Here is a 24,366-nt window from a genome sequence, read left to right as displayed (position 1 = left end):
AGCCGCCGACGCGCCGCACAAATTTCCAATGCATCGCGTCATGCCCTCTAGGATCGAAGTTTGAAATGGCTCTATATAGAAAACTGAACGATGCGCCCGGCGCCCTGCCAAAGCCCGCGCGAGCTGAGCTATAGCCCGCGAGCCCACTTCCTTCCAAGGCCCGGCGCATCCTGTCACTTTGTTAGCGGGGATCTGCCAGCCGTGACGTCGCTCGACAGCTTCAAATGCCGGAAAACTCTCACCGTCGGTTCCAAGAACTACGTCTATTACAGCCTGCCGGAGGCGGAGAAGAACGGCCTCGACGGCGTCTCGGCCCTGCCCTTCTCGATGAAGGTGCTGCTGGAGAACCTGCTGCGCTTCGAGGACGGGCGCTCCGTCTCGAAGAAGGACATCGTGTTCATCAAGGACTGGCTGGTCAATCGCGGCAAGGTCGAGAACGAGATCGCCTATCGTCCCGCCCGCGTGCTGATGCAGGACTTCACCGGCGTTCCCGCCGTGGTCGACCTCGCCGCCATGCGCGACGCCATGGTGCATCTGGGCGGTGACCCCAAGCGCATCAACCCGCTGGTTCCGGTCGACCTCGTCATCGACCATTCGGTGATCGTCAATTTCTTCGGCAACAACGCCGCTTTCGGCAAGAATGTCGAAGAGGAATACAAGCAGAACCAGGAGCGCTACCGCTTCCTGAAATGGGGCCAGTCGGCCTTCGACAATTTCCGCGTGGTGCCGCCCGGCACCGGCATCTGCCACCAGGTGAACCTCGAATATCTCGCCCAGACCGTGTGGACGAAGGATGAGGACGGTGTCACCGTCGCCTATCCCGACACCTGCGTCGGCACCGACAGCCACACCACCATGGTCAACGGCCTCGGCGTGCTCGGCTGGGGCGTGGGCGGCATCGAGGCGGAAGCGGCCATGCTCGGCCAGCCGGTCTCCATGCTCATTCCCGAGGTGATCGGCTTCAAGCTCACCGGCGAGATGAAAGAGGGCATCACCGCCACCGATCTCGTGCTCACCGTCACCCAGATGCTGCGCAAGAAGGGCGTGGTCGGCAAGTTCGTCGAATTCTTCGGCCCGGGCCTCGACCACCTCTCGCTCGCCGACCGCGCCACCATCGGCAATATGGCGCCGGAATATGGCGCGACCTGCGGCTTCTTCCCCGTCGATTCGGAGACCATCGCCTATCTCGACGAGACCGGCCGCACCGATGACCGCATCGCGCTGGTCGAGGCCTATTCCAAGGCCCAGGGCATGTGGCGTACCGCCGGCACCGCCGACCCGGTGTTCACCGATGTGCTCGAACTCGACATCTCCACCGTGCTGCCCTCGCTCGCCGGCCCGAAGCGCCCGCAGGACCGGGTGCTGCTCTCCGGCACCAAGCAGGGCTTCCTCGCCGCGCTGGAAGGCGAGTTCAAGAAGGCGGGCGAGACGGGCAAGCGCGTGCCGGTCGCCGGCACCGACTATGATCTCGGCCATGGCGACGTGACCATCGCCGCCATCACCTCCTGCACCAACACCTCGAACCCCAGCGTGCTCATCGCCGCCGGCCTGCTCGCCCGCAACGCCGTGGCGAAGGGGCTGAAGTCCAAGCCCTGGGTGAAGACCTCGCTCGCGCCCGGCAGCCAGGTGGTGGAAGGCTATCTCGCCTCCGCCGGCCTGCAGGACGACCTCGACGCGCTCGGCTTCAATCTGGTCGGCTTCGGCTGCACCACCTGCATCGGCAATTCCGGCCCGCTGCCGGAGGCGATCTCCGAGGCGATCAACAAGAACGACCTGATCGCCGGCGCCGTCATTTCCGGCAACCGCAATTTCGAAGGCCGCGTGAACCCGGACGTGAAGGCGAACTATCTCGCCTCCCCGCCGCTCGTCGTCGCCTACGCCATTGCCGGCTCGCTGCAGATCGACCTCGCCACCGAGCCGCTCGGCACGGGTTCGGACGGCCAGCCCGTCTATCTCAAGGACATCTGGCCCTCGAACCAGGAAATCGCGACCTTCATCCGCGAGAACGTCACCAAGAAGATGTTCCAGGAGAAGTATTCCGACGTGTTCAAGGGCGACGCGAACTGGCAGAAGATCGCCATTCCCGTCGGCGAGACCTATGCCTGGGACGACCGCTCCACCTATGTGCAGAACCCGCCCTATTTCGAGGGCATGAAGATGGAGCCGGAGCCGGTCACCGACATCATCAAGGCGCGGGTGATCGGGCTGTTCCTCGATTCCATCACCACCGACCACATTTCCCCGGCCGGTTCGATCAAGGAAGCGAGCCCGGCAGGCGCCTATCTGCGCGACCATCAGGTCCGCCCGGCCGACTTCAACCAGTACGGCACACGGCGCGGCAACCATCAGGTGATGATGCGCGGCACCTTCGCCAATATCCGCATCAAGAACCAGATGCTGGCCGGCAAGGAAGGCGGGTTCACCCGCCACTGGCCGGATGGCACCGAGATGCCGATCTACGACGCCGCCATGCTCTATAAGCAGGAAGGCGTGCCCACCGTGGTCTTCGCCGGCAAGGAATATGGCACCGGCTCCTCGCGCGACTGGGCGGCCAAGGGTACGGCGCTGCTCGGCGTCCGCGCCGTCATCGCCCAGAGCTTCGAGCGCATCCACCGCTCGAATCTCGTCGGCATGGGCGTGGTGCCGCTGGTGTTTCAGAACGACGAATCCTGGCAGTCGCTTGGGATCAAGGGCGACGAGATCGTGACGCTGAAGGGCATTGAGGGCGACCTTAAGCCGCGCCAGACGCTGATCGCCGAGATCCTCTTCGCCGACGGCACGATCAAGAACGTTCCGCTCACCTGCCGCATCGATACGCTGGACGAGCTGGACTACTTCCGCAATGGCGGCATCCTGCCCTTCGTGCTGCGCAATCTCGCCGCCTGAACCGACGGCGCGTCTTGACGACAGGCCGGCACGGGACACCTCCTGTGCCGGCCTTGTCATATCGGGATCATCCGCCTGAGACGTCACGCGAGCGTCAACGGCGACACCCGAATGTGACTGGTGACGTGCCGCGCGTCGTCCTATTGCCTTGGATGCAGGCCCGCCGGTGATCCCGGCAGATGCCCGCGTCGAACCCTGCGAGGGCGACCTTCAGACCGGCTGCCCGCTGCGTGCCCTGAGTCCCCGCGCCCAAGGACAAGCGCCCGACATGTCCCTGACCGCCGCTTCCGCTTTCGGCCCGCCCGTCCGCGCCTCTCTCTTCACCCGTGCGCTGTTTTCGGGCGTCACCCTCGCCCTGATGAGCCTGCTTTTCGCTCCTGCCGGGGCCCATGCCGAGGACATGCCTGTCAAGGCCGAGCCGGTGAAGCCCATCACCGCGCCGAAGGCGGTGATCGAGCTGTTCACCAGCCAGGGCTGCTCCTCCTGCCCGCCCGCCGACAAGTTGATGGGCGAACTCGCCGCCCGTTCCGATGTGCTCGCCCTCACCCTGGCGGTGGATTACTGGGACTATCTCGGCTGGAAGGACACGCTTGCCAAGCATGGGCATTCGCTGCGCCAGAAGGCCTATGCGCATATGCGCGGCGACGGCAAGATGTTCACCCCCCAGGCTGTGGTGAACGGTCGCGCCATGACCATCGGTTCGGACCGGGCGGCACTGGAGCGCGTGCTGGCCACCAGTTCCGCACCCGTCGTGCCGGTGTCGGTCGAGTCCGTTGCGGGCAATGTCACGGTTCAGATCGGCGCCCTGCCCGGGGCGGCCAAGGCCGAGGTGTGGCTTTGCCCGGTAGCGAGCCGCATGGAGGTCGAGATCGGCCGGGGCGAGAATGAGGGCGCCCACGTCGTCTACCACAATGTGGTGCGCGGCTGGGTGCGGCTCGGCACGTGGGAAGGGTTGCCCGCCCGTTTCGAGGCCCCGGTTCACCGTGCGCCTGGCGATGGCGTCGACGCGGTGGCGGTTTTCGTCCAGACCGGCTCGTCCACTGAGCCCGGCACCGTGGTCGGGGCGGCACTGCAGCCGCTCGACTGACATGTGACATCCGACGACACGCGGACATCCGAATCACAGCCTCGTTAACCGAAAACACACGGCCGCCCGAATTCGGCCGTTGCGATGCCCCGAGCGCCCTCCATCTTCGCATCATAGCGTTGGGCCGGTTCGCGAGCGCATCGGTTTCCCAGCCCCCCAGCCCCCCGCGGCGTTTGTGGGCCGGCCTGACGCTACCTAGGTTCAATCCCCGAATTGCTCTTCAGGGCCGGCCATGTCGCCGGCCCTTTTTTCGTTTAGGCCCCTCTCATCGCCCGCGCCGCTCCGACGGCGTGCGAGCAGGGGACTTGAAGCCGCGCGCCGGGCGGTGGATCATGACGGCGACATGACACGGTTCAGCCCACAGGCCCGCTCACGCCGGGCCGCACAGGCCGGAGGCGCCGCGTGGCGGACATCGAGCCCATAGCCTTGCCGGCCGGTGCGCGCGTTGACCGCGTCACCTTCGACCGGCGCGAACTCGACCGCATCCTCGATCTCTACGGCCGCATGGTCGCCCTGGGCGAATGGCGGGACTACGCCATCGATTTCACCCGCGACAAGGCGGTGTTTTCCATTTTCCGGCGCGCCACCGAGGTGCCGATCTACCGCATCGAGAAAGACCCGCGCCTCGCCCGCAAACAGGGCGCCTACACGGTGGTGTCGCAAACCGGCCTCATCCTCAAACGCGGGCATGAGCTTGCGCGCGTGATCGCGGTGCTGGAAAAGCCGCTGCGCGCCGTCAACTGACCGGCCTTCACATCGATTCGGAGATCTAAATGCGCAGCCTGACTGTCGCCGCCACCCAGATGCGCTGCGACTGGGATATCGAGGGCAATATTGCCCGCGCCGAAGCGCTGGTGCGCGAGGCCGCCGCGCGGGGCGCGAAGCTCATCCTGCTGCAGGAACTGTTCGAGACCCCCTATTTCTGCCAGGACCAGCTGCACGAATTCCTCGACCTCGCCAGGCCCTTTGAGGGCAATCGGCTGGTGGCGCATTTCGCCCGTCTGTCGAAGGAGCTGGGCGTCGTGCTGCCGGTCTCCTTCTTCGAGCGGGCCGGGCCGGCGGCGTTCAACAGCGTCGCTATGGTCGACGCCGATGGCGATGTGCTCGGCCTCTATCGCAAGAGCCATATCCCCGACGGGCCGGGCTACACCGAGAAGTTCTATTTCTCGCCCGGCGATACCGGCTTCCGCGTCTGGAACACGGCGGTCGGCCGCGTCGGCGTCGGCATCTGCTGGGACCAGTGGTTCCCGGAATGCGCGCGTACCATGGCGCTGCTCGGCGCCGAAGTGCTGCTCTACCCCACCGCCATCGGCTCCGAGCCGCATGATGCGAGCCTCGATTCGGCCGGGCACTGGCAGCGCGTGATGCAGGGCCATGCGGGTGCCAATCTGATGCCGGTCATCGCCTCCAACCGTATCGGCCGCGAAGAGGGCCGCAACGGCACCTCCATCACCTTCTACGGCTCCTCTTTCATCGCCGGGCCGACCGGCGAAAAGGTCGCGGAAGCCGGGCGGGAAGACGAAGCCGTGCTTACCGCCACCTTCGACCTCGACGGCATCGCCCGCCAGCGCCACAGCTGGGGCGTATTCCGCGACCGCCGGCCGGAACTTTACGCGCCGGTGCTCACCCTCGACGGGCGGGCGCCGACGCGGGCGATCGGGTGAGAGCATGAGCGAGACCCTGACCACGCTTCCCGCCACCGACGGCTTCCGCATGCCGGCGGAATGGGAGCCGCATGCCGGCACCTGGATGATCTGGCCGGAGCGGCCGGACAATTGGCGCGCCGATGCCGAGCCGGCGCAGGCCGCCTTCGTCGCGGTCGCCAGCGCCATCGCCCGTTTCGAGCCGGTCACCATGCTGGCGAGCCCGCGCCAGTGGCGGCACGCCCGCGCCGCCCTGCCGCCCACGGTGCGGGTGGTGGAGGCGACCTCGGACGATTCCTGGTGCCGCGACAGCGGGGCCACCTTCCTCACCGATTCGGCCGGCCGGCTTCGCGGGGTGGATTGGGGCTTCAACGCCTGGGGCGGGCTCTACACGCCCTTTGACCAGGACGAACTGATCGCCGCCAAGATGCTGGAGATCGAGTGGGCGCCGCGCTACGCCGCCCCGCTCGTTCTCGAAGGCGGCTCGATCCATGTCGACGGCGAAGGCACGGTGCTCACGACAGAGGAATGCCTGCTCAACCCGAACCGCAACCCGGACCTCACCCGCGAGGAGATCGAGCAGCATCTCAAGGACTATCTCGGCGTCTCCAAGGTGCTCTGGCTCGGTGCCGGCCTCGTCGACGACGAAACCTCGGGCCATATCGACAACCTCGCCTGCTTCGTCCGCGCCGGCGTGGTGGCGCTCACCGGCTGCGACGACCCGCTCGACCCGCAATACGCCATCTCCAAGGATGCGCATGAGCGGCTGTCGAAGATGACCGACGCGCGCGGCCGCGCCCTTGAGATCGTCACCTTGCCGCTCCCCGGCCCGCTGTTCCGCACGGGCGAGGAAGCGCTCGACCTCGGCACCGAGCCCGGCACCATGTCGCGCCGCCCCGGCGAGCGGCTCGGCGCCTCCTATGCCAATTTCTACCTCGGCAACGGTTTCGTGCTGATGCCGCTGCTCGATCCGGCAAAGGACGAGGAAGCCCGCGCCATCCTCGCCCGGCTGTTCCCGGAGCGCGAGGTGGTGGGCGTGCCCACGCACGAGATCATTCTCGGCGGCGGCAATATCCACTGCATCACCCAGCAGCAGCCGCTGGGCACGCCGGGCTGACGCTTACGGCTTCACAAGCCCCAGCCGGATCAGGCTTTCGGCGGTGGCGAGGATCGCCTCCTCCGCCGGTCGGGGCGACCAGCCGAGCATCTCCCGCGCCTTGGCGGAACTGGCGCTGCGGCGGATGCCGAGCCGGGGGACGGCGAGCCGCGCTGTCGGCAACACCAGCGCGGCGAGGCGCACCGCGAGATCGGGCAGCTCAAAGCGCGGCACCCGCCGTGCCGCCGGGCCAAGCCCGTCGCGCAGCGTGCGCGCGATATCGGCGAGTGACACCGCCGGGCCTGTCGTCGCCAGAAAGCGCTCGCCCGCCGCTTGCGGCGCCGTCATCGCCTTCACGTGCAGATCGGCGACATCGCGCACGTCAACCAGGCCGAGATAGACCCGAGGCAAGGCGGGCACCGCGCCGTCGAGCAGCGCGCGGACGAGATCGAGCGAGGCCGACATGTCCGGTCCCAGCGCCGGGCCGAGCACCACCACGGGATTGACCGTCGCAAGCTCCATCCCCGCGCCGTCGCCCTCCATGAAGCGCCACGCCGCGCGTTCCGCCAGCGTCTTGGAACGCGTATAGGCATCGACCCCTTCGCCGTCGGCATCGGTCCAGTCCCGCTCGTCATAGAAATCGGCGCGCGGCGCGTGGCCATAGCCCACCGCCGCGAAGGAGGAGGTGACCACCACGCGCCGCACCCCGGCCGCCCGCGCCGCGCTCAGGACCCGCAGCGTCCCCTCGCGGGCGACACGGATCAGCGCCGCCTCATCGCTCGCCGCCATGCCCGCCGGCACGGGCGAGGCGACGTGGAGCGCGTAATCGCAGCCTTCCATTGCGGCGGACCAGCCGTCATCGGCGAGCAGATCGGCGGCGTGAAAACTCAATTGCGCCGGCGCCGGCGCGCCGCCCGCCGCCAAATGGGCGCGGGCCTCGGCCTCTCGCCCCATGCCGCGCAGCGTCGCCCGCACCTCGTGCCCCTCGCGCAGCAAAGCGAGGATGACATGGGCGGCGATGAAGCCGGAGCCGCCGGTGACGAGCACCCGCGCCATCAGCCCTCGCCCCCTGCAGCGGCGCCGAGCATCTTCAACGCGGCGCAGGCGGCGCCGAAGCCATTGTCGATGTTCACCGCCACCACGCCCGGCGCGCAGCTGGCCAGAGCCGAGGTCAGCGCCGCCTTGCCCCCCTCGGCGACGCCATAGCCAACGGAGGTCGGCACCGCGATCACCGGCGCCGCCACCAGCCCGCCGAGCACGCTGAACAGCGCCCCCTCCATCCCCGCCACCGCGATCACCACCCGGCAGGCGCGGATCTCCTCGATCCGCTCCATCAGCCGCCAGAGCCCGGCGACACCGACATCGGCGACGAGCAGCGTTGCCTCGCCGGAGAAGGCAAGGGTCTGCACCGCCTCGCGCGCCACGGGCAGGTCCGACGTGCCGGCCGCCACGACGGCGACGCGGGCCTCGGACAGCGCGACCTCCCCGCCCAGCACGGCGGTGCGGGACAGCGGGTCATAATCCAGCCCGGCGCGGGCCGGCTCGTCCAGCGCGGCGAAGGCCGCCGGCTCCAGCCTCGTGAGCAACAGCCGCGCCCCGCGCGCCCGGGCGGCGGCGAGGATTTCCGCGATTTGTGCCGGCGACTTGGCGCTGCACAGCACCGCCTCGGGCAGGCCCGTGCGCGCGGCGCGGCTCCAGTCGAAGGTGAAATCCATGGCTCAGGCTCCCATGGCCGGCGCGCCGACGAACATGGCGCCCCGGCGATAGGCCCGGCGGCCGGCATAGATCCGCCCGACCCCGGCGCAGAGCTGCGTCATTAAGGCGTCGACGGCGCCCTCCCGGCCCGTCGCCCCCTCGCCCAGTTCCACGGCGACGCCCTGATGGGTGATGCGGCAGCGCAGCGTGCCGCTGCCGGTAAGCGCGGCCAGCCGCCGCTCCGCCAGCTCGACAAAGGCGAGGTCGCCGGCATCGATGGCGATCCCGGTCTCGACCCGGCTGGCGAGGCAGGGCTGCGCCGGCAGTTCCGCCACCGCGCCGAGACCGAGTTCACGGGCGAGCGCGCGCACCTCGGCCTTGGTGATCTGCGCTTCGATGAAGGGATGCACCACGCGCCGCTCGGCGGCGGCGATGAGGCCGGGGCGGTAATCGCCGAGATCGTCGAGATTGGCCCCGGAGGCGATCGGCCGGTCGGTGAGCCCGGCAATGCGATCATAGAGATTGGTCTTGCAGAAATAGCAGCGGTCCACCGGGTTGTCGCGGTAGCGGGCATCGTCGAACTCGCCGGTGCCGGTGACGATCAGCTCCCAGCCCTGCGCGGCCGCCATCGCCCGCACCCGCGCCGTCGCCTCCGTCGGCACCGCCGGGGAGACGGCGTGGATGACGGTGAGCGGCAGGCCATGGGCGTGCGCGAAGCTCGCGAGGGTGAGCGAATCCACCCCACCACTCACCGCCACCGCGAGAGCGGGGAAGCGGCCGAGCACGCGCGCCAGCCGCTCGGCCGGCGGCTCGACCGGCGGCTCGGCCGCCGGGTCACTCATCGCCGCGCTCCGCCCGCTGCTTCAGCGCCCGCCGCGCCGCCAGCGTGTCTCCGGTGAGCGCGTCGCTCTCGGCTTTCACCGTGTCGCCGCCCGGCCGCGCCGCCCGCTTCACCGCCACGCCCGCCGCCTCGCCGGCCGCGCGCTTCAGGACCAGCCGCCGCTCGTCGCGCCGCCGCAGCCCCAGTGTCGAGGTCTGGGCGAAGCAGGCCTGCGCCACCGCCTCCGCGCTGTCCGGCCGCACCAGTAACCGCAGCGCCGCCATGGGCCGCCCCTTCTTGCCGAAGCGCGGAGCGAAACTGGCATCGAGCACGCCCGGCTCAGCGCGCAGAAGCTCCATCGCCGTGCCGATCTCCTCGCCGGTCATGTCGTCGATCTCGCATTCGAGAACGGTGACCACGTCGCCCTCGTCCACCGCCGGCTCGAACACCAGCGCCCGCAGCACATTGGGCAGGCCAGGGAGGTCACGCGTGCCTGCCCCTGTGCCGGAGGCGGCCAGCCGCCCGCCGAGGGGAGGGCCGGAGCGCGCCAGATGCTTGAGGATCGCCGCGCCGGTCGGCGTCACCCGTTCGCCGGAGACGCCGTCGTCGCGCCAGTCGAAACCTTCCAGCAAGGCGGCGGTGGCCGGCGCCGGGACCGGCAGCAGCCCGTGCTGCGTCTTCACCAGCCCGCCGCCCAGCGGCAAGGGTGAGACGCTCCACACCGCGCCTTCCAGCGCCGCCGCGAGGCTACCGGCGGCGACCACATCGAGCAGCGAATCCCAATCGGCGATCTCGTGGAAATGCACCTCCTCCATCGGCACGCGGTGCAGCGCGGATTCGGCCTGCGCGATGAGGCCGAGAATCGCCAGCGCATGGCTGGCCGTCCCCGCGCTCAGCCGCGCCGCCTCGATCCGCGCGACCATGTCACGATAGGTGCCGGCGCCGTGAGTGTGGGGATGATGATGAGCCGGCTTACCACTCTCACGCGCGCCCTCATCCCCGGGCTCGACCCGGGGATCCAGCGCTTCCACCAGAACCGCAGGCGAAGCCTGGGTGGCCGGGTCAAGCCCGGCCATGACGGCTAAAGAAGGGTGAGCGCTGTGGGTGTGGGAATGGGAATGCCCGCCTTCCAGCCCGAAGCGCCACACCGCGAGCCCCCCGCTCAGCCCCGCGCGCAGAAACGGCGTCCCGACCCCTTCCGGCAGCACGGCGCGGGCATCGGCCAGCACGCGCGGGGCGAGACCGGGGAAGGCATCCAGCAGCGCCGCGACGAACATGTCGCCGGCGACGCCGCCCACCGCATCGAGATGGATGCACCTCACGCCGCTGGAGTTCACGCCGCCGCCTGCTGTTCCCGGCACACCGGAATCACATAGGGGCCCTCGGGAATGATCGCGAGCGCGTTGTCGCCGGACCGCGCAAGGCTCGCCGCGATCGCGGCATTGAGATCAGGCACGATCTCCACCGCGGTGATGCGCCGCTCCTCCTCGGTGAGCCCGGTCGTGTAGAGCTGGATGCGGCCGACGCGCATGGGTTTCAGCTGCATCTCGGTCTGCCATTCATCGACATCGGCCAGCGTCTTGGCGGTCAGCGTGGCGAGAAAGCGCTCCGGGCCCAGCTCCACCAGCCGCGCCTGAGCGGCGCGGAATTCCTCGCTGCCGAAGCCTTCCGAACATTCCGAGGCGATGATCAATGTGCCGCCGGGCTCCAATATGTCGAGCGGCGTGACCATGCCCTTGACCGTCTGGTAATAGGTCTTGTCGAGGGGATAGCCGGCTGAGGATGTCACCACCGTGTGGTAGCGGCGCGGCGTCTCGATGACGGTCGCGCCCTCGACGAACTCCACCGCCGCGAGGTGGCTGGCGATGATCTCGCCGAAGGAGACGAAGACGAGGTCGCGTTCCTCATCCAGCACCGTGTTCAGCGCATAGACATCGCCGAGCTTGCGGACGATCTCCAATTGCTCCTCATGCAGCGGGTTGCCAATGAGGTTGCACTGCACCGCCAGCGGGTCTTCCATGAAGCGGGCGGAATGGAAGGTGCGGATGGTCTGGTGCCCGGCGACACCCGGCGCCACCACCTTGCGGCCGCCCGACCAGCCGGCCATGAAATGCGGCTCGACCAGCCCGGTGGCGATGCGCAGTTCGGCTTCCACGAAGCGACGGTCGATAAAGACAGGCGTGCCGCGCGTTGGAGTGGGACCGAGATCGACATGGGCCGCCTCGTCGCGGGCGAAGTGATTCTCGACCCTTACCGTCTTCAGCACCCAGGGGTCGCCGACGAGTTCGGCGAGCTCTTCGCCCTCATTCGGCCGGTGCAGGCCGGTCGCCACCAGCACGGTGATGCCGTCGGCGGGGATGCCGGCCGCCATCAGCGTCTCGATCATCGGCCGCAGGAACAACCGGTTCGGCACCGGGCGGGTAATGTCGCAGATGAGGATACAGGCGCTGTTGCGCCCCTTGGCGAGGGCGGCGAGCGGGGCCGAATCGATGGGGTTGTCGAGCGCATGGCGGATGGCCGCCGCATTGTCCGGCAGCTTGGGCAGCGTCGCCTTGCGCAGCACGGTCGGCTTCGCCCCCGGCGGGAGACTGAGATGCTGCGCGCCGCGCCCAAAGGCGAGTTCGAGACCCGTGTCTGACATGGCCGATCCTTCAACTCCACGCGCGGCCACAGGTCCACCCTCCGGCCGCCTCACGGGTGAGGATATCCCGCCGCCGCCCGCGCATAAACCCGCAAGCGAGTCACGAAGACGGGGCACGGCTCAGATCACGGTGACGGCCGGCGCCCCCTCCACCACCCGGCCGATGAGGGCGGCGCGGGGGAAACCGGCGGCGCGGATTTCGGCAAGCACCCGCTCCACTGCGTCCGGCGCCACCGCCACCAGCAGCCCGCCCGAGGTCTGCGGGTCGGTGAGGAGGTGCCGCTCCGCCTCCGGCAGCCCGTCAGGCAGGCGCACCCCCTCGCCATAGCTCGCCCAGTTGCGGTGCGAGGCGCCGGTGACGAACCCCGCCTGCGCCAGCGCGCGGGCCTCGCCAAGCACGGGCAGCGCCGCCGCCTCGATCTCCAAGGCGAGCCCCGAGCCCCGCGCCACTTCCAGCCCATGGCCGAGAATGCCGAAGCCGGTCACGTCGGTCACCGCATGCACCGCCGCGTCCCGGCCGAGCGCGGTGCCGACACGGTTCAGCGTCGTCATTGAGGCGATCATCTCGTCATAGGCGGCGGGCGGGAGCTTCTCCTTCTTGAAGGCGGCGGAATAGATGCCAACGCCGAGCGGCTTGGTCAGGATCAGCGCGTCGCCGGCGAAGGCGGTGCTGTTCTTGCGGATCTGCTCCGGCCGCGCCGTGCCGATCACCGCCAGCCCATAGATCGGCTCCGGCGCGTCGATGGAATGGCCGCCCGCCACGGGAATGCCGGCCTCCGCCGCGATGGAGGCCCCGCCCTTCAAGATCTCGCGCACCAGCGCCGGCTCCAGCTTGCCGAGCGGCATGCCGAGAATGGCCAGCGCCAGCAGCGGCTTGCCGCCCATGGCATAGACATCGGAAATGGCGTTGGTGGCGGCGATGCGGCCGAACTCAAAGGGATCGTCCACCATCGGCATGAAGAAATCGGTGGTGGCGATTAGGCAGGTGTCGTCGTCGAGTTGGTAGACTGCCGCGTCGTCGCCGGTCTCGGTGCCGACCAGCAGCCGCGCGAAGCCGGTGCCGGAAGGCTGTTCGGAGAGCAGTTCGCGCAGCACCGAGGGCGCCAGCTTGCAGCCGCAGCCGCCGCCATGGGCGAGGCTGGTGAGGCGGAACGGGGCGGCGGTAGTCGGGGTGTCGAGCATGAGCATGGCCTGTGTCGCCCGTCATCCCGGACGGCCGCAAGGCCGATCCGGGACCGCGTCGTGGTGGGAGAACGATCCCGGCTCTCGCTACGCGCGGCCGGGATGACGATTGGCCGCTCACGCCGCCACTTCGCTCGCCTTGTGCACATAGGCGAAGGCGTCGGGGTCGAGGCAGTCATGGCGCAGGCTGGCCACTTCCGCCTGCGGATACATGAGGAAGCCGAGCTTCGGCCCGGAGGAGCCCGGCAGGGCGATGTCGTGACCGTCATTATAGGCGAGCCAATTGCCCTCCCAGGAGCCGAACAGCGCCTTGCGCGCCGCCACCACCTTGGCGTCGTCGAGCGCGTTCTTGCCCGGCGGCTCCTCCAGCACGACCTTGCGCACATCCGCGGGGTCGGCCGGCACCCAGCCGAAGCCCTCCAGCCACACTTCGGCGCGGCAGTGCTGCGCCTTGGAGATGGTGGGCGAATTGGCGCCGAGGCTCTTATAGCCGAAGGCCGAGGGCGCCACGCGGATGCCGTAGAGATCGCGGGCGGGAATGCCGGCGGCACGGTTCAGCCCGACGAACAACGCGTTGAGATCGGCACATTTGCCGCCGAGATTGCCGCTCGCCAGCAGCGAGGCGACATCGCCCGTGCCGCAGCCGCGCGTCGCGGCGTTGCGGTAGGTATTCTCCACCACCCACTCATAGATGGCGCGGGACTTCTCAAGGTCCGAGGTCTTGCCGGCGGTGATCTTGTCGGCCGTCGCCTTGACGATGCCGTCGGTGGGGATGAGGTCCGTGGGGGCGAGGAACAGCGCCCGCTCCTCGGCCGACAGCGCCGCCACCGCACCGGGCGCGGCGAAATCGGTGGCGCGGTCGCGGGTGGAGAAGCGCGAGGTGATCTCGACACTGGGCTTTTCCTCGCCCGGCGCCCAGGTCAGATGCAGCATCTGCGCGCCGTAATGCGGGTCCTTCACCACTTCCGCCGTGGCGGCATTGGTCTTCCAGGTGCTTTCGCCCGGCTTCATCCAGTCGGCGGCGGTGTAGGAGGGCAGCGGCACCCAGGCCTGCGCGGGGCCGCCCTTACCCTCCACCGGCTTCACGTCCAGCACCGTCACCACCTCGAAATCGCGCCATCTGCCCGGCTTCGGCGCGAAAGCGGCGGCGGCGGCCGGGCCGGCGGCCTGCGCCAAGGCGGCGTGCGGCACGGCGGCGACGGCGGCAAGGGCGACGCCAGTCTTGAGGAAGTCACGGCGAGTGGTCATGGCGCATTCTCCCGGGATTCATCCATGTTGAGCGAGGGCAGCCGCGCGCCATCCGGCGCAGCGGCGGGGTCGGCGAGCGTGTCGAGCAGGCGGTCGGCGGCGGGGTCATCCCAGTCCACCGGGCCGTCGGCGTAGAGGCGCAGCGTGTGCGAGGCGTCGAGCACGAAGGTCGCGGGCAGGCCGGCGACCTTCCACGCCTTCAGCGCGGCGCGGTCCTCGTCCAGCAGCACGGGGAAGGGCACAGCTTGCGTGGCGAAGAAGCGCCGTACCCGCACCGGCACCTCGCCCACATCGACGGCGAGAAGGACGAGCGGTCCCTCGCCGCGTCGGTCGGCAAGCCGCGCAAGGCCCGCCATTTCGTCGCGGCACGGCGCGCACCAGGTCGCGAAGAAGTGAACCAGCACTGGCCGCCCGTGCAGCGCCGCGAGGCTCTGCGGCCCATGATCGAGTGAGGGCAGCGCCAAGGGCGGCGGCACCTCGCCCAGCGGCAGCGGCACACCAGCATGAGCGGAGGGCCCTTCCGCCAGCGCCCATGACGCAAGGGAAGCGACAGCCACCAGCAGGATGAGGTTCTTTCCGCCCCGACACGCGGGAGCCGCAGAAGCGAGCACGGTGTAATGCTGCGCCGGGGGCGGGAAATCGTCAATCGGCCCTTGGGCGAAACCCGTATTGGTTGCAGCGCAACATGTCGGGATCGCACGGCAACATTACGAACGGTCTGAAATCACACGACTTTTTGTTCCTCACCTCACCTTAAGTCTGTTTGACATTGGAGGAGCTAAAAAATAGCCTTGTGATTGGGAAAGCCTATCGGGCGATGGGCTTTGTGACGAGAAACGGGAGGGCCACGATGAATATGGAGCTCTCGCGCCGTACGTTCCTCAAAACGACGGGGGCCGGCCTTGCCGGTACCACGTTGGGTGCCTTCGGCTTCAGCGAGGCGGAGGCGGCCGTCGCCGCTGCCGTGAAGCCGTTCCACCTGGTGAACACCACGGAAGCGCGAAACACCTGCACCTACTGCTCCGTCGCCTGCGGCATCATCATCTATTCCAAGGGTGATCTGCGCAAAGGCGAGAAGGCCGACATCGTCCATATCGAGGGCGATGCCGACCATCCGACCAATCGCGGCACGCTCTGCCCCAAGGGCGCGGCGCTGCGCGACATCGTGAAATCGCCGACCCGGCTGACCCAGCCGATGATCCGCAAGGCCGGCTCCGACAAATTCGAGGCGATCTCCTGGGACGCCGCGCTCGACAAGATCGCCCGCGCGATGAAGGACGACCGCGACGCCAATTTCGTCGCCACCAACCAGGATGGCGTGACCGTCAATCGCTGGCTCACCACCGGCTTCCTCGCGGCTTCCGCGACCACCAACGAGACGGCGTTCGCGACCTACAAGGTCGTACGCTCGACCGGCATATTGGCGTTCGATAACCAAGCGCGTGTCTGACACGGCCCGACGGTGGCGAGTCTCGCCCCAACTTTTGGCCGTGGAGCAATGACCAACGCCTGGACGGACATCAAGAACACCGACCTCGTGGTCATCATGGGCGGCAATGCCGCCGAAGCCCATCCGTGCGGATTCAAATGGGTCACCGAGGCGAAAGCCAACCGTGGCGCTAAGCTCATCGTCGTCGACCCGCGCTATAACCGCTCGGCGTCGGTAGCGGATTTTTATGCGCCGATCCGCCAGGGGTCGGACATCGTCTTCCTCATGGCCCTGATCAATCACTGCATCAGCAATGACAAGGTGCAGTGGGACTATGTGAAGCCCTTCACCAATGCCAGCTTCGTGGTCCGCGAGGGCTATGGCTACCAGGACGGGCTGTTCACCGGCTATGACGAGGAAAAGCGCGATTACAATCGCGACACGTGGGAATATGAGATCGGCCCGGACGGCTATGCCGTGGTCGATGAGACGCTGCAGAATCCGCGCTGCGTGTGGAATCTGCTGAAACAGCACGTCGCCATCTACACGCCTGAGATGGTGGAACGTGTCTGCGGCACACCGAAGGACGCCTTCCTTAAGGTGGCCGAGATGGTGGCGGAATGCTCGACGCCGACCAAGACCATGACGAGCATGTACGCGCTCGGCTGGACCCAGCATTCCAAGGGCGCGCAGAATATTCGCGGCATGGCGATGCTCCAGCTCATCCTGGGCAATATCGGCGTGCGCGGCGGGGGCATGAACGCCCTGCGCGGCCATTCCAACATCCAGGGGCTGACCGATCTCGGGCTGATGAGCAACCTCATCCCCGGCTATCTCAACATCCCCACCCAGAAGGAACCCGACTTCACCACCTATATGTCGACGCGCGCCTTCAAGCCGCTGCGGCCGAACCAGACCAGCTACTGGCAGAACTACCGCAAGTTCTTCGTCAGCTTCATGAAGTCGATGTACGGCCCGGCCGCCACCAAGGAGAACGACTGGGCCTACAGCTACCTGCCCAAGCTCGATGTCGCCAGCTACGACGTGCTGCGCGTCTTCGACATGATGAAGCAGGGCAAGGTGAACCTCTATTTCTGCCAGGGGTTCAACCCGCTGCAGGCTTTCCCCGACAAGGGCAAGCTCGCCGCCGGCCTCGCCAAGCTGAAGATGCTGGTCATCATGGACCCGCTGGAAACCGAGACCGCCCGCTTCTGGGAGGATCACGGCACCTTCAACAAGGTGAGCCCGGCCGACATCAAGACGGAGGTGATCCAGCTTCCCACCACCTGCTTCGCCGAGGATGAGGGCTCGCTGGTCAATTCCGGCCGCTGGCTGCAATGGCACTGGCCTGGCGGCTCGCCTCCGGGCGAGGCGAAGACCGACATCTGGATCATGGCGCAGATTCATTTGCGGCTGAAGGAGCTGTACAAGAAGGAAGGCGGCGCCTTCCCCGATCCGATTGTCAACCTCAACTGGTCCTACAAGGACCCCGGCGAGCCGACGCCGGAAGAGCTGGCGAAAGAGATGAACGGCTCGGTGCTGGTCGATGTCTTCGACCCCGCCGACCCGACCAAGAAGATCCTGGAGGCGGGCAAGCAGCTCTCCGGCTTCGGCCAGATGCGCGACGACGGCACCACGGCGGGCGGCTGCTGGATCTTCTCCGGCTGCTGGACCGAAGCCGGCAACATGATGGCGCGGCGGGACAATTCCGACCCCGGCGACGCCGGCATGTTCCTCAAATGGTCGTTCTCCTGGCCGGCGAACCGGCGCGTGCTTTACAACCGCGCCTCCTGCGACCTCGACGGCAAGCCGTGGGACCCCTCGCGCAAGCTGATCGAATGGGACGGCGCCAAGTGGACCGGCTACGACGTGCCGGACATCGCGCCCACCGCCAAGCCGCGGGATGTCGGCCCCTTCATCATGAACCCCGAAGGCACGTCACGCTTGTGGGTGCGCAAGATGATGCGGGACGGGCCGTTCCCGGTGCATTACGAGCCGTTCGAGAGCCCGGTCGCCAATGTCATCGCGCCGAAGATCCGGGGCAACCCGGTGGCGCGCGTGTTCAAGGACGACTGGAAGAGCTTCGCCGATATCGGCGATCCCAACTTCCCCTATGCCGGCACCTCCTACCGTCTCACCGAGCATTTCCACTACTGGACCAAAAACAACCATGTGAACTCGGTCCTGCAGCCGGAACAGTTCGTGGAGATTTCCGAGGAGCTGGCGAAGGAAAAGGGCATCGCGCTCGGCGGCTGGGTGCGGGTGTGGTCGAAGCGCGGCGAGCTCTACGCCAAGGCGGTGGTCACCAAGCGCATCAAGCCTATGACCATCGACGGCAAGACCGTGCACATCGTCGGCGTGCCTATCCACTGGGGCTTCGTCGGCTCGGCCCGCAAGGGCTTCCCGGCCAACACGCTCACCCCCTTCGTGGGCGACGCGAATATCGAAACCCCGGAGTTCAAGGCGTTCATGGTCAACATCGAGCCCTCCACCGGGCCGGTGGTGGCATAGGGAGGCGGCATCATGTTCCCACCGATCCCCAATCCCAACGTCGCCACCGACGCCGCCACTCCGCGCTTCGGCGAGAAGGACATTCTCCGCCGCAGCGCCTCCACGGTCACGCCGCCCGCTGAGCGGCTGACCGAGGTGGCCAAGCTGATCGATGTCTCCAAATGCATCGGCTGCAAGGCCTGCCAGGCCGCGTGCCTGGAATGGAACAACCTCACCGAGGAGATCGGCTTCAACCACGGGATCTACACCAATCCCATGGACCTGACGCCGGACACCTTCACCCTGATGCGCTTCACCGAATGGGTGAATCCCGAGACCGAAAACCTGGAATGGCTCATCCGCAAGGATGGCTGCATGCATTGCGAGGATCCGGGCTGCCTCAAGGCCTGCCCGGCCCCCGGCGCCATCGTGCAATATTCCAACGGCATCGTGGATTTCCAGCACGACAACTGCATCGGCTGCGGCTACTGCATCAAGGGCTGCCCGTTCAACATTCCGCGCATCTCCAAGGTCGACCACACCGCCTATAAATGCACGCTCTGCTCCGACCGTGTCGCGGTCGGCCAGGGTCCGGCCTGCCAGAAGGCCTGCCCGACCCAGGCCATCGTCTTCGGCACCAAGGACGAGATGAAGGAATGGGCGGATTTCCGCATCAAGGACCTGAAGTCGCGCGGCTTCGAGAATGCCGGGCTCTACGACCCGCCCGGCGTCGGCGGCACGCATGTGATGTATGTGCTGCACCACGCCGACACGCCGTCCATCTATGCCGGCCTGCCGGACAATCCGCGCATCTCCCCCCTCGTCGACGCCTGGAAGGGCGTGACGAAATATGTCGGCCTCGCGGTGATGGGCTTCGCCGCCGCCGCCGGCTTCCTGCACTATGTCGTCGCCGGGCCGAACAAGGTGTCGGAGGAGGATGAGGAGAACGCCGAGCGGCTCGCCGACGGCGCCCCGACGCCGCCGCCGACACCCGCCGGCCCTGTCGAGAGGAGGACGCCATGAGCGCCGGCAACCTCAAGACCCACGCGGCCGAGGATGTGGAACCGGGCGACGCCGTGCGCCCGGGCCACCCGGTCGAGGTGTCGCGCTACACGGTCGGCGCGCGCATCAACCACTGGATCACCGCGCTGAGCCTGATCCTGCTGGCGCTGTCGGGACTTGCTCTGTTCACGCCGAGCCTGTTCTTCCTCACCGGCCTGTTCGGCGGCGGACAGTGGACGCGGGCGATCCATCCCTGGATCGGCGTGGTGCTATTCTTCTCCTTCGCCGGGCTGTTCCTGCGCTTCTGGCGGGCCAACCTGCCGGCGCGCGAGGACGGCACCTGGCTCGCCCGCATCAGCGATGTGCTGCGCGGGCGGGAAGAGCGTCTGCCGGAGATCGGCAAGTACAATGCCGGCCAGAAATTCGTCTTCTGGGGCATGTCGGCGCTCATCGTCATCCTCATCGCCAGCGGCGTGGTGATGTGGGACCAGTATTTCTACCCCTATACCAGCATCGAACAGAAGCGCGTCGCCATCCTCGTCCATTCCATCGCGGCGGTGGCGATCATCTGCGTGTGGATCATCCACGTCTATGCCGCCATCTGGGTCAAGGGCACCATCGGCGCCATGACGCGGGGCAAGGTGACGGGCGGCTGGGCGTGGCGCCACCACCGCAAATGGCTGCGCGAGCTGGTCGGCACCCGGCCGGGCAAGCGCCCGCCGACACCGGCGGAATAGGCGCCGCCCGCTTTCGTCTCCGTCCCGGATGCCTGCCCGTCCGGGGCGGAGCCCTTCCGTTCCACGTGGCCCGTGCGGTTCGTGAGGTCAGCATGTCGCAGAACCTTCAGCCCGATCCCAGCGTGATCGGTGCCGTCTCCACCCCGCCCTTCGCGGTGCTGCCCGATCCCGCGCATCTGTTCGGCCTGCGGGCGAAGCGGCTGCGCACCTATGCGGCGGTGAGCCCGCTTAAGCCCTATCTCGATTTCGTCGCCGGCCTCATCGAGGCGCAGCAGGCCATCGTGCCGGCCTTGCCCCCGGCGGAGCCGCCGGACCCGGAACATCTGGAGCGCGCCCGCGCCTTCGAGATGCCGGCGCTGGACCGTGCCACCACCCTGCTCGACGACACGCTGGAGGCGACGCTCGACCACTTGTTCGACGCTGCCGCCCGTGTGGCGATGCCCGAGGAAGCCGCCGCCGCTCTCGCCCGCGTGCGCCGCGCCGATGGCGCCGAACGCGCGCAGATGGTGCGCGACGTGCTGGCGCACGACCTCCCCGTCGAACGCCTAGCCGAACATGTCTATGTCGCGGGCGCCCTGCAGGTGCATTTCGCCCGCCTCGCCGCGACGCTCGACGCGAAAAAGCTGGTGCCGGTGGGCGATGGCGTCTGCCCCGCCTGCGGCGGGCCGCCCGTCGCCTCGCTCATCGTCGAATGGCCGAACGCGCATGGCAATCGCTTCTGCGCCTGCTCGCTCTGTTCCACCCTGTGGAACTATGTCCGCATCCGCTGCTGCGCCTGCGGCACCACCAAGGGCATAGGCTATCAGGAAATCGACGGCAGCCCCGGCACGGTGAAAGCGGAAACCTGCGACGAGTGCCGCACCTATGTGAAGGTGATGTACCAGAACAAGGATGTCACCATCGAGCCGGTCGCCGACGATATCGGCACGCTGGGGCTCGACCTGATGATGCAACAGGGGCCGTACCGGCGCGCCGCCTTCAACCCGTTCCTGCTCGGCTATTGAGGGGCGCGGCGATGGATGCGCCTTCCCGCCCCGCTGCCCCGTCCCTTCGCGACCTGCCCTCGGTCGACCGCGTGCTCGCCACTCCTGCGGGCCAGGAAGCCGTGGAAGCGTTCGGCCGCGCCCCCACCACGTCAGCCATCCGCGCCGCGCTGGAGGAGGTGCGCGCCTGCCTGCTGGCGGGCAAGCTCGCCGCCCTGCCCACGGCCGATCACGTGGCGCTGGCCGCAACGGAAGCGCTGGAGCGGGAGGCACGCACGCGCCTGCGCCCGGTGTTCAACCTCACCGGCACGGTGCTGCATACCAATCTCGGCCGCGCGCTGCTGGCGGAAGAGGCGGTGGAGGCGGCCACGAGCGCCATGCGCGCCGCCGTGGCGCTGGAATATGACCTCGCCACCGGCAAACGCGGCGAGCGCGACGACCACGTGCGCGAACTGCTGATCGAATTGACGGGCGCGGAAGACGCCACCGTCGTCAACAACAATGCCGCCGCCGTGCTGCTGGTGCTCAACACGCTCGGCCTTGGCCGCGAGGCCATCGTCTCGCGCGGCGAACTGATCGAGATTGGCGGCGCCTTCCGCATGCCCGACATCATGGCCCGCGCCGGGGTGAAGCTCGTCGAGGTCGGCACCACCAACCGCACCCATCCCAAGGACTATGCCGGCGCGCTCAACGAAGCCACCGGGCTGGTGCTGAAGGTTCACACCTCGAACTACCGCATCGAAGGCTTCACCAAGGAAGTGCCGGCGCGCGAACTGGCGGACATCGCCCGCGCCAAGGGCGTGCCGCTGGTCAATGATCTCGGCTCCGGCACGCTGTTCGATCTCGCCCGGATTGGCCTCGCCCATGAGCCGACGGTGCGCGAAGCCGTAGTGGAAGGAGCGGATATCGTCACCTTCTCCGGCGACAAGTTGCTCGGCGGGCCGCAGACCGGCTTCATCGTCGGCCGTGCCGACCTCATCGCCGCCATCAACCGGAACCCGATGAAGCGGGCGCTGCGGGTCGACAAGATCCGCCTCGCCGCGCTGGAAGCCACGCTGAAGCTTTACCGCGACCCGGACCGGCTCGCCGCGCGCCTGCCGACATTGCGGCTCCTGGCGCGTAGGCGGGCGGAGATCGCCGCTCAGGCCCATGCGCTCGCCGAGCCTGTCGCCGCCGCTCTGGGCGATGCGTTCGACATCGAGATTGTCGACTGTTCCAGCCAGATCGGCTCCGGCGCATTGCCGCTGGAAACCCTGCCCAGCGCCGGCTTCGCCATCCGCCCGGCGGCGGAAGCCTCCGGCGGGCGGCTCAACGCGCTGGCGAGCGCGCTGCGGGACCTGCCGGTGCCAATCATCGGCCGCATCAGCGAGGGCGCGCTGATTCTCGACCTGCGCTGCCTGGAAGACGAAGCCGGCTTCCTCGCCAGCCTCGCGAACATAAGGGTGCCGGCATGATCATCGGCACCGCCGGCCATATCGACCATGGCAAGACCGCGCTGGTCGGTGCGCTCACCGGCGTCGATACCGACCGGCTGAAAGAGGAGAAGGCGCGGGGCATCTCCATCGATCTCGGCTTCGCCTATCTGCCCACCGAAGCTGGCACGCTCGGCTTCATCGACGTGCCCGGGCATGAGAAGTTTATCCACACCATGCTGGCGGGCGCGAGCGGCATCGACTTCGCCCTGCTCATCGTCGCCGCCGACGACGGGGTCATGCCGCAGACACGCGAGCACCTCGCGCTCATCGACCTCCTCGGCATCAATCGGGGGCTCGTCGCCCTCACCAAGGCCGACCTTGCGGACGCACCGCGCCGCGCCGAGGTGGCGGGCGAGATCGCGGCGCTACTGGAAGGCACGTCTCTCGCCGGCGCCGCCATCCTGCCGGTTTCCGCCCATACCGGCGAGCGAGTTGCGGCGCTGCGCGACGCGCTCATCGCCGCCGCCCGCCGGTCCGAGGCCCGCCCGGCGGAGGGGCGCTTCCGTCTCGCGGTGGACCGCAGCTTCACCCTTGCCGGTGCCGGCACCATCGTCACCGGCACCGTGCTTTCCGGCCGTGTCCGCGTGGGCGATCCGCTGATGGTGAGCCCATCCGGCCTGCCCGCGCGTTTGCGCTCGCTGCATGCGCAGAACCGCAAGGCGGAGGAAGGTCGCGCCGGCGAGCGCTGCGCGCTCAACCTCGCCGGCGAGGCGATCCGCGCCGAGGCAATCAAGCGCGGCGACCTCGTGATCGACCCGACGCTGCACGCCCCCACCGAGCGGATCGACGCCACGATCACCGTGCTGGCGGGCGAGCCGAAACCGCTTGGTGCGTGGTTCCCGGTGCGCTTCCACCATGGCGCCAGCGAGATCGGGGCGCGGCTGGTGCCACTCTCTGCCGACACAATCACGCCCGGCACGACCGGCCTCGTGCAGATCGTGCTGGAACGACCGATCGCCGCCGCGGCGGGCGATCGCTACGTCATTCGCGATACCTCGGCGCAGCGCAGCATCGGCGGCGGCCGCCTCATCGACCTGCGCGCCCCCGCCCGCAAGCGGCGCACGCCGGAGCGCCTCGCCCAGCTCGCGGCGCTGCGCGAAAGCGATGCCGACGCGGCAGTGTCCGGCCTGCTGGAGGTGGCGCCCTTCCATCTCGACCTCGCCGCTTTCGCCCGCGACCGGGCGCTGGGGGCGCAGGCGGCGGAGGCGATCGCCGCCCGGCTGGGGCTGGAGGTCCTCAATGAGGGCGAGATGCGCATCGCCCTCTCCCCCGCGCGCTGGGCGCTCTATACGCAGGCGCTGCTTGGCGAAATCGGCGCCTTTCACGACGCCAATCCCGACCTCGCCGGCATGGGCGCGGAAAAGCTGCGCCTCGCGCTTGTCCCGCGCCTGCCCAAGCCGGTGTTCACCGAGGCGCTGCGCCGCCTTGGTGACAGCGGCGCGCTGGTGCGCGAAGGGGCCTGGGTGCGACTTCCCGGCCATGAAGTGCGCCTCACCCCCCGGGACGAGGCGCTGTGGGAGCGGATCGCCCCCGCCCTCGCCGCCGACGCCCGTTTCCGCCCGCCCCGCGTGCGCGACCTCGCCGCGCAGACCGGCGAGGCGGAGACGGATATACGCCGGCTCATGAAATTGCTCGCGCGCATGGGCAAGGTGGACGAGGTGGCGCACGACCATTTCTTCCTGCGCGCTACCGTAGCGGAGATGGTGGCGCTCGCCTGCGCCCTCGCCGAGCCCGCGCCGGGGCGGGAATTCACCGCCAGCGCCTTCCGCGACCGGATCGAGCAAGGCGGCCACGCCGTCGGCCGCAAGGTGGCGATTCAGATCCTGGAATTTCTCGACCGCCACGGCGTCACCCTCCGGCGCGGCGATCTGCGCCGCATCAACCGCCACCGGCTGGACCTGTTCGGTGCGATCGACCACACTGATGCGCCCGCCCCCGCTCGGGGCGCGGAC

Annotated in this window: 18 protein-coding genes and 1 pseudogene; 11 read left to right on the top strand and 8 right to left on the bottom strand. The window is 68.4% G+C overall.

Going from position 1 to position 24,366, the window contains the following annotated elements:
• The first annotated feature begins 201 nt into the window (after positions 1-201).
• The 5 genes from acnA to aguA all read left to right on the top strand — a co-directional run bounded on the left by acnA (position 202) and on the right by aguA (position 6,733).
• Positions 202-2,886 carry an aconitate hydratase AcnA gene (gene acnA, locus K9D25_RS07220; protein ID WP_244450182.1) on the top strand — a complete coding sequence of 895 codons (2,685 nt, stop codon included), beginning with the start codon at positions 202-204 and terminating at the stop codon, positions 2,884-2,886.
• A gap of 268 nt (positions 2,887-3,154) precedes the next feature.
• Positions 3,155-3,973: a DUF1223 domain-containing protein gene (locus tag K9D25_RS07215; protein ID WP_244450181.1), complete on the top strand. Its 819-nt coding sequence runs from the start codon at positions 3,155-3,157 to the stop codon at positions 3,971-3,973.
• A gap of 402 nt (positions 3,974-4,375) precedes the next feature.
• A complete protein-coding gene (locus tag K9D25_RS07210) occupies positions 4,376-4,717 on the top strand; it encodes a DUF2794 domain-containing protein (protein WP_244450180.1) in 342 nt (113 codons plus the stop codon).
• A gap of 29 nt (positions 4,718-4,746) precedes the next feature.
• A complete protein-coding gene (gene aguB / locus K9D25_RS07205) occupies positions 4,747-5,637 on the top strand; it encodes an N-carbamoylputrescine amidase (protein ID WP_244450179.1) in 891 nt (296 codons plus the stop codon).
• 4 nt (positions 5,638-5,641) lie between these two features.
• Complete coding sequence (gene aguA / locus K9D25_RS07200; protein ID WP_244450178.1) at positions 5,642-6,733, top strand: agmatine deiminase; 1,092 nt, start codon at positions 5,642-5,644, stop codon at positions 6,731-6,733.
• A 3-nt stretch (positions 6,734-6,736) separates the two neighbouring features.
• Here aguA and K9D25_RS07195 read toward each other — a convergent pair whose 3' ends face one another.
• The 8 genes from K9D25_RS07195 to K9D25_RS07160 all read right to left on the bottom strand — a co-directional run bounded on the left by K9D25_RS07195 (position 6,737) and on the right by K9D25_RS07160 (position 14,855).
• A complete protein-coding gene (locus K9D25_RS07195; RefSeq protein ID WP_244450177.1) occupies positions 6,737-7,768 on the bottom strand; it encodes an SDR family oxidoreductase in 1,032 nt (343 codons plus the stop codon).
• Positions 7,768-8,427 (bottom strand): nickel pincer cofactor biosynthesis protein LarB, encoded by a 660-nt coding sequence (gene larB, locus K9D25_RS07190; RefSeq protein ID WP_244450176.1) that lies wholly within the window; start codon positions 8,425-8,427, stop codon positions 7,768-7,770. The genes K9D25_RS07195 and larB overlap by 1 nt, the downstream gene beginning before the upstream one ends.
• Positions 8,428-8,430: 3 nt before the next feature.
• Complete coding sequence (locus tag K9D25_RS07185; protein WP_244450175.1) at positions 8,431-9,249, bottom strand: adenine nucleotide alpha hydrolase; 819 nt, start codon at positions 9,247-9,249, stop codon at positions 8,431-8,433.
• Positions 9,242-10,564, bottom strand: a complete 1,323-nt coding sequence (locus K9D25_RS07180; protein WP_244450174.1) for a LarC family nickel insertion protein — start codon at positions 10,562-10,564, stop codon at positions 9,242-9,244. The genes K9D25_RS07185 and K9D25_RS07180 overlap by 8 nt, the downstream gene beginning before the upstream one ends.
• The gene (larA, locus tag K9D25_RS07175; protein ID WP_244450173.1) at positions 10,561-11,868 is read right to left on the bottom strand and encodes a nickel-dependent lactate racemase; all 1,308 of its coding nucleotides are present in this window, start codon (positions 11,866-11,868) and stop codon (positions 10,561-10,563) included. Before larA ends, K9D25_RS07180 begins: the two co-directional genes overlap by 4 nt.
• Positions 11,869-11,988: 120 nt before the next feature.
• Complete coding sequence (gene selD, locus K9D25_RS07170; protein ID WP_244450172.1) at positions 11,989-13,050, bottom strand: selenide, water dikinase SelD; 1,062 nt, start codon at positions 13,048-13,050, stop codon at positions 11,989-11,991.
• Positions 13,051-13,167: 117 nt separating this feature from the next.
• Positions 13,168-14,298, bottom strand: coding sequence for a transglutaminase-like domain-containing protein (locus K9D25_RS07165; RefSeq protein ID WP_244450171.1), 1,131 nt, complete (start codon positions 14,296-14,298; stop codon positions 13,168-13,170).
• A complete protein-coding gene (locus tag K9D25_RS07160) occupies positions 14,295-14,855 on the bottom strand; it encodes a TlpA disulfide reductase family protein (RefSeq protein WP_244450170.1) in 561 nt (186 codons plus the stop codon). The genes K9D25_RS07165 and K9D25_RS07160 overlap by 4 nt, the downstream gene beginning before the upstream one ends.
• Positions 14,856-15,148: 293 nt before the next feature.
• On the opposite strand from K9D25_RS07160, the gene fdnG reads away from it, so the two are divergent.
• The 6 genes and pseudogenes from fdnG to selB all read left to right on the top strand — a co-directional run.
• Positions 15,149-18,238, top strand: coding sequence for a formate dehydrogenase-N subunit alpha (gene fdnG / locus K9D25_RS07155; RefSeq protein ID WP_244450169.1), 3,090 nt, complete (start codon positions 15,149-15,151; stop codon positions 18,236-18,238).
• A 12-nt stretch (positions 18,239-18,250) separates the two neighbouring features.
• Complete coding sequence (gene fdxH / locus K9D25_RS07150; protein WP_244450168.1) at positions 18,251-19,240, top strand: formate dehydrogenase subunit beta; 990 nt, start codon at positions 18,251-18,253, stop codon at positions 19,238-19,240.
• Positions 19,237-19,956, top strand: coding sequence for a formate dehydrogenase subunit gamma (locus tag K9D25_RS07145; protein ID WP_244450167.1), 720 nt, complete (start codon positions 19,237-19,239; stop codon positions 19,954-19,956). Before fdxH ends, K9D25_RS07145 begins: the two co-directional genes overlap by 4 nt.
• Positions 19,957-20,048: 92 nt before the next feature.
• Complete coding sequence (gene fdhE / locus K9D25_RS07140; protein WP_244450166.1) at positions 20,049-20,960, top strand: formate dehydrogenase accessory protein FdhE; 912 nt, start codon at positions 20,049-20,051, stop codon at positions 20,958-20,960.
• Positions 20,961-20,971: 11 nt separating this feature from the next.
• Entirely contained in the window at positions 20,972-22,393 is a 1,422-nt protein-coding gene (gene selA, locus K9D25_RS07135) for an L-seryl-tRNA(Sec) selenium transferase (protein ID WP_244450165.1), read from the top strand.
• Positions 22,390-24,237: pseudogene (gene selB / locus K9D25_RS07130) on the top strand (selenocysteine-specific translation elongation factor); the annotation flags it as partial. The gene selA and the pseudogene selB, both read left to right, overlap by 4 nt.
• Between the last annotated feature and the right edge of the window lie 129 nt (positions 24,238-24,366).

Origin of the sequence: Ancylobacter polymorphus, assembly GCF_022836935.1 — a bacterium.
GTDB lineage: Bacteria > Pseudomonadota > Alphaproteobacteria > Rhizobiales > Xanthobacteraceae > Ancylobacter > Ancylobacter polymorphus_A.
This window is presented reverse-complemented; position numbering and strand designations above follow the sequence as displayed.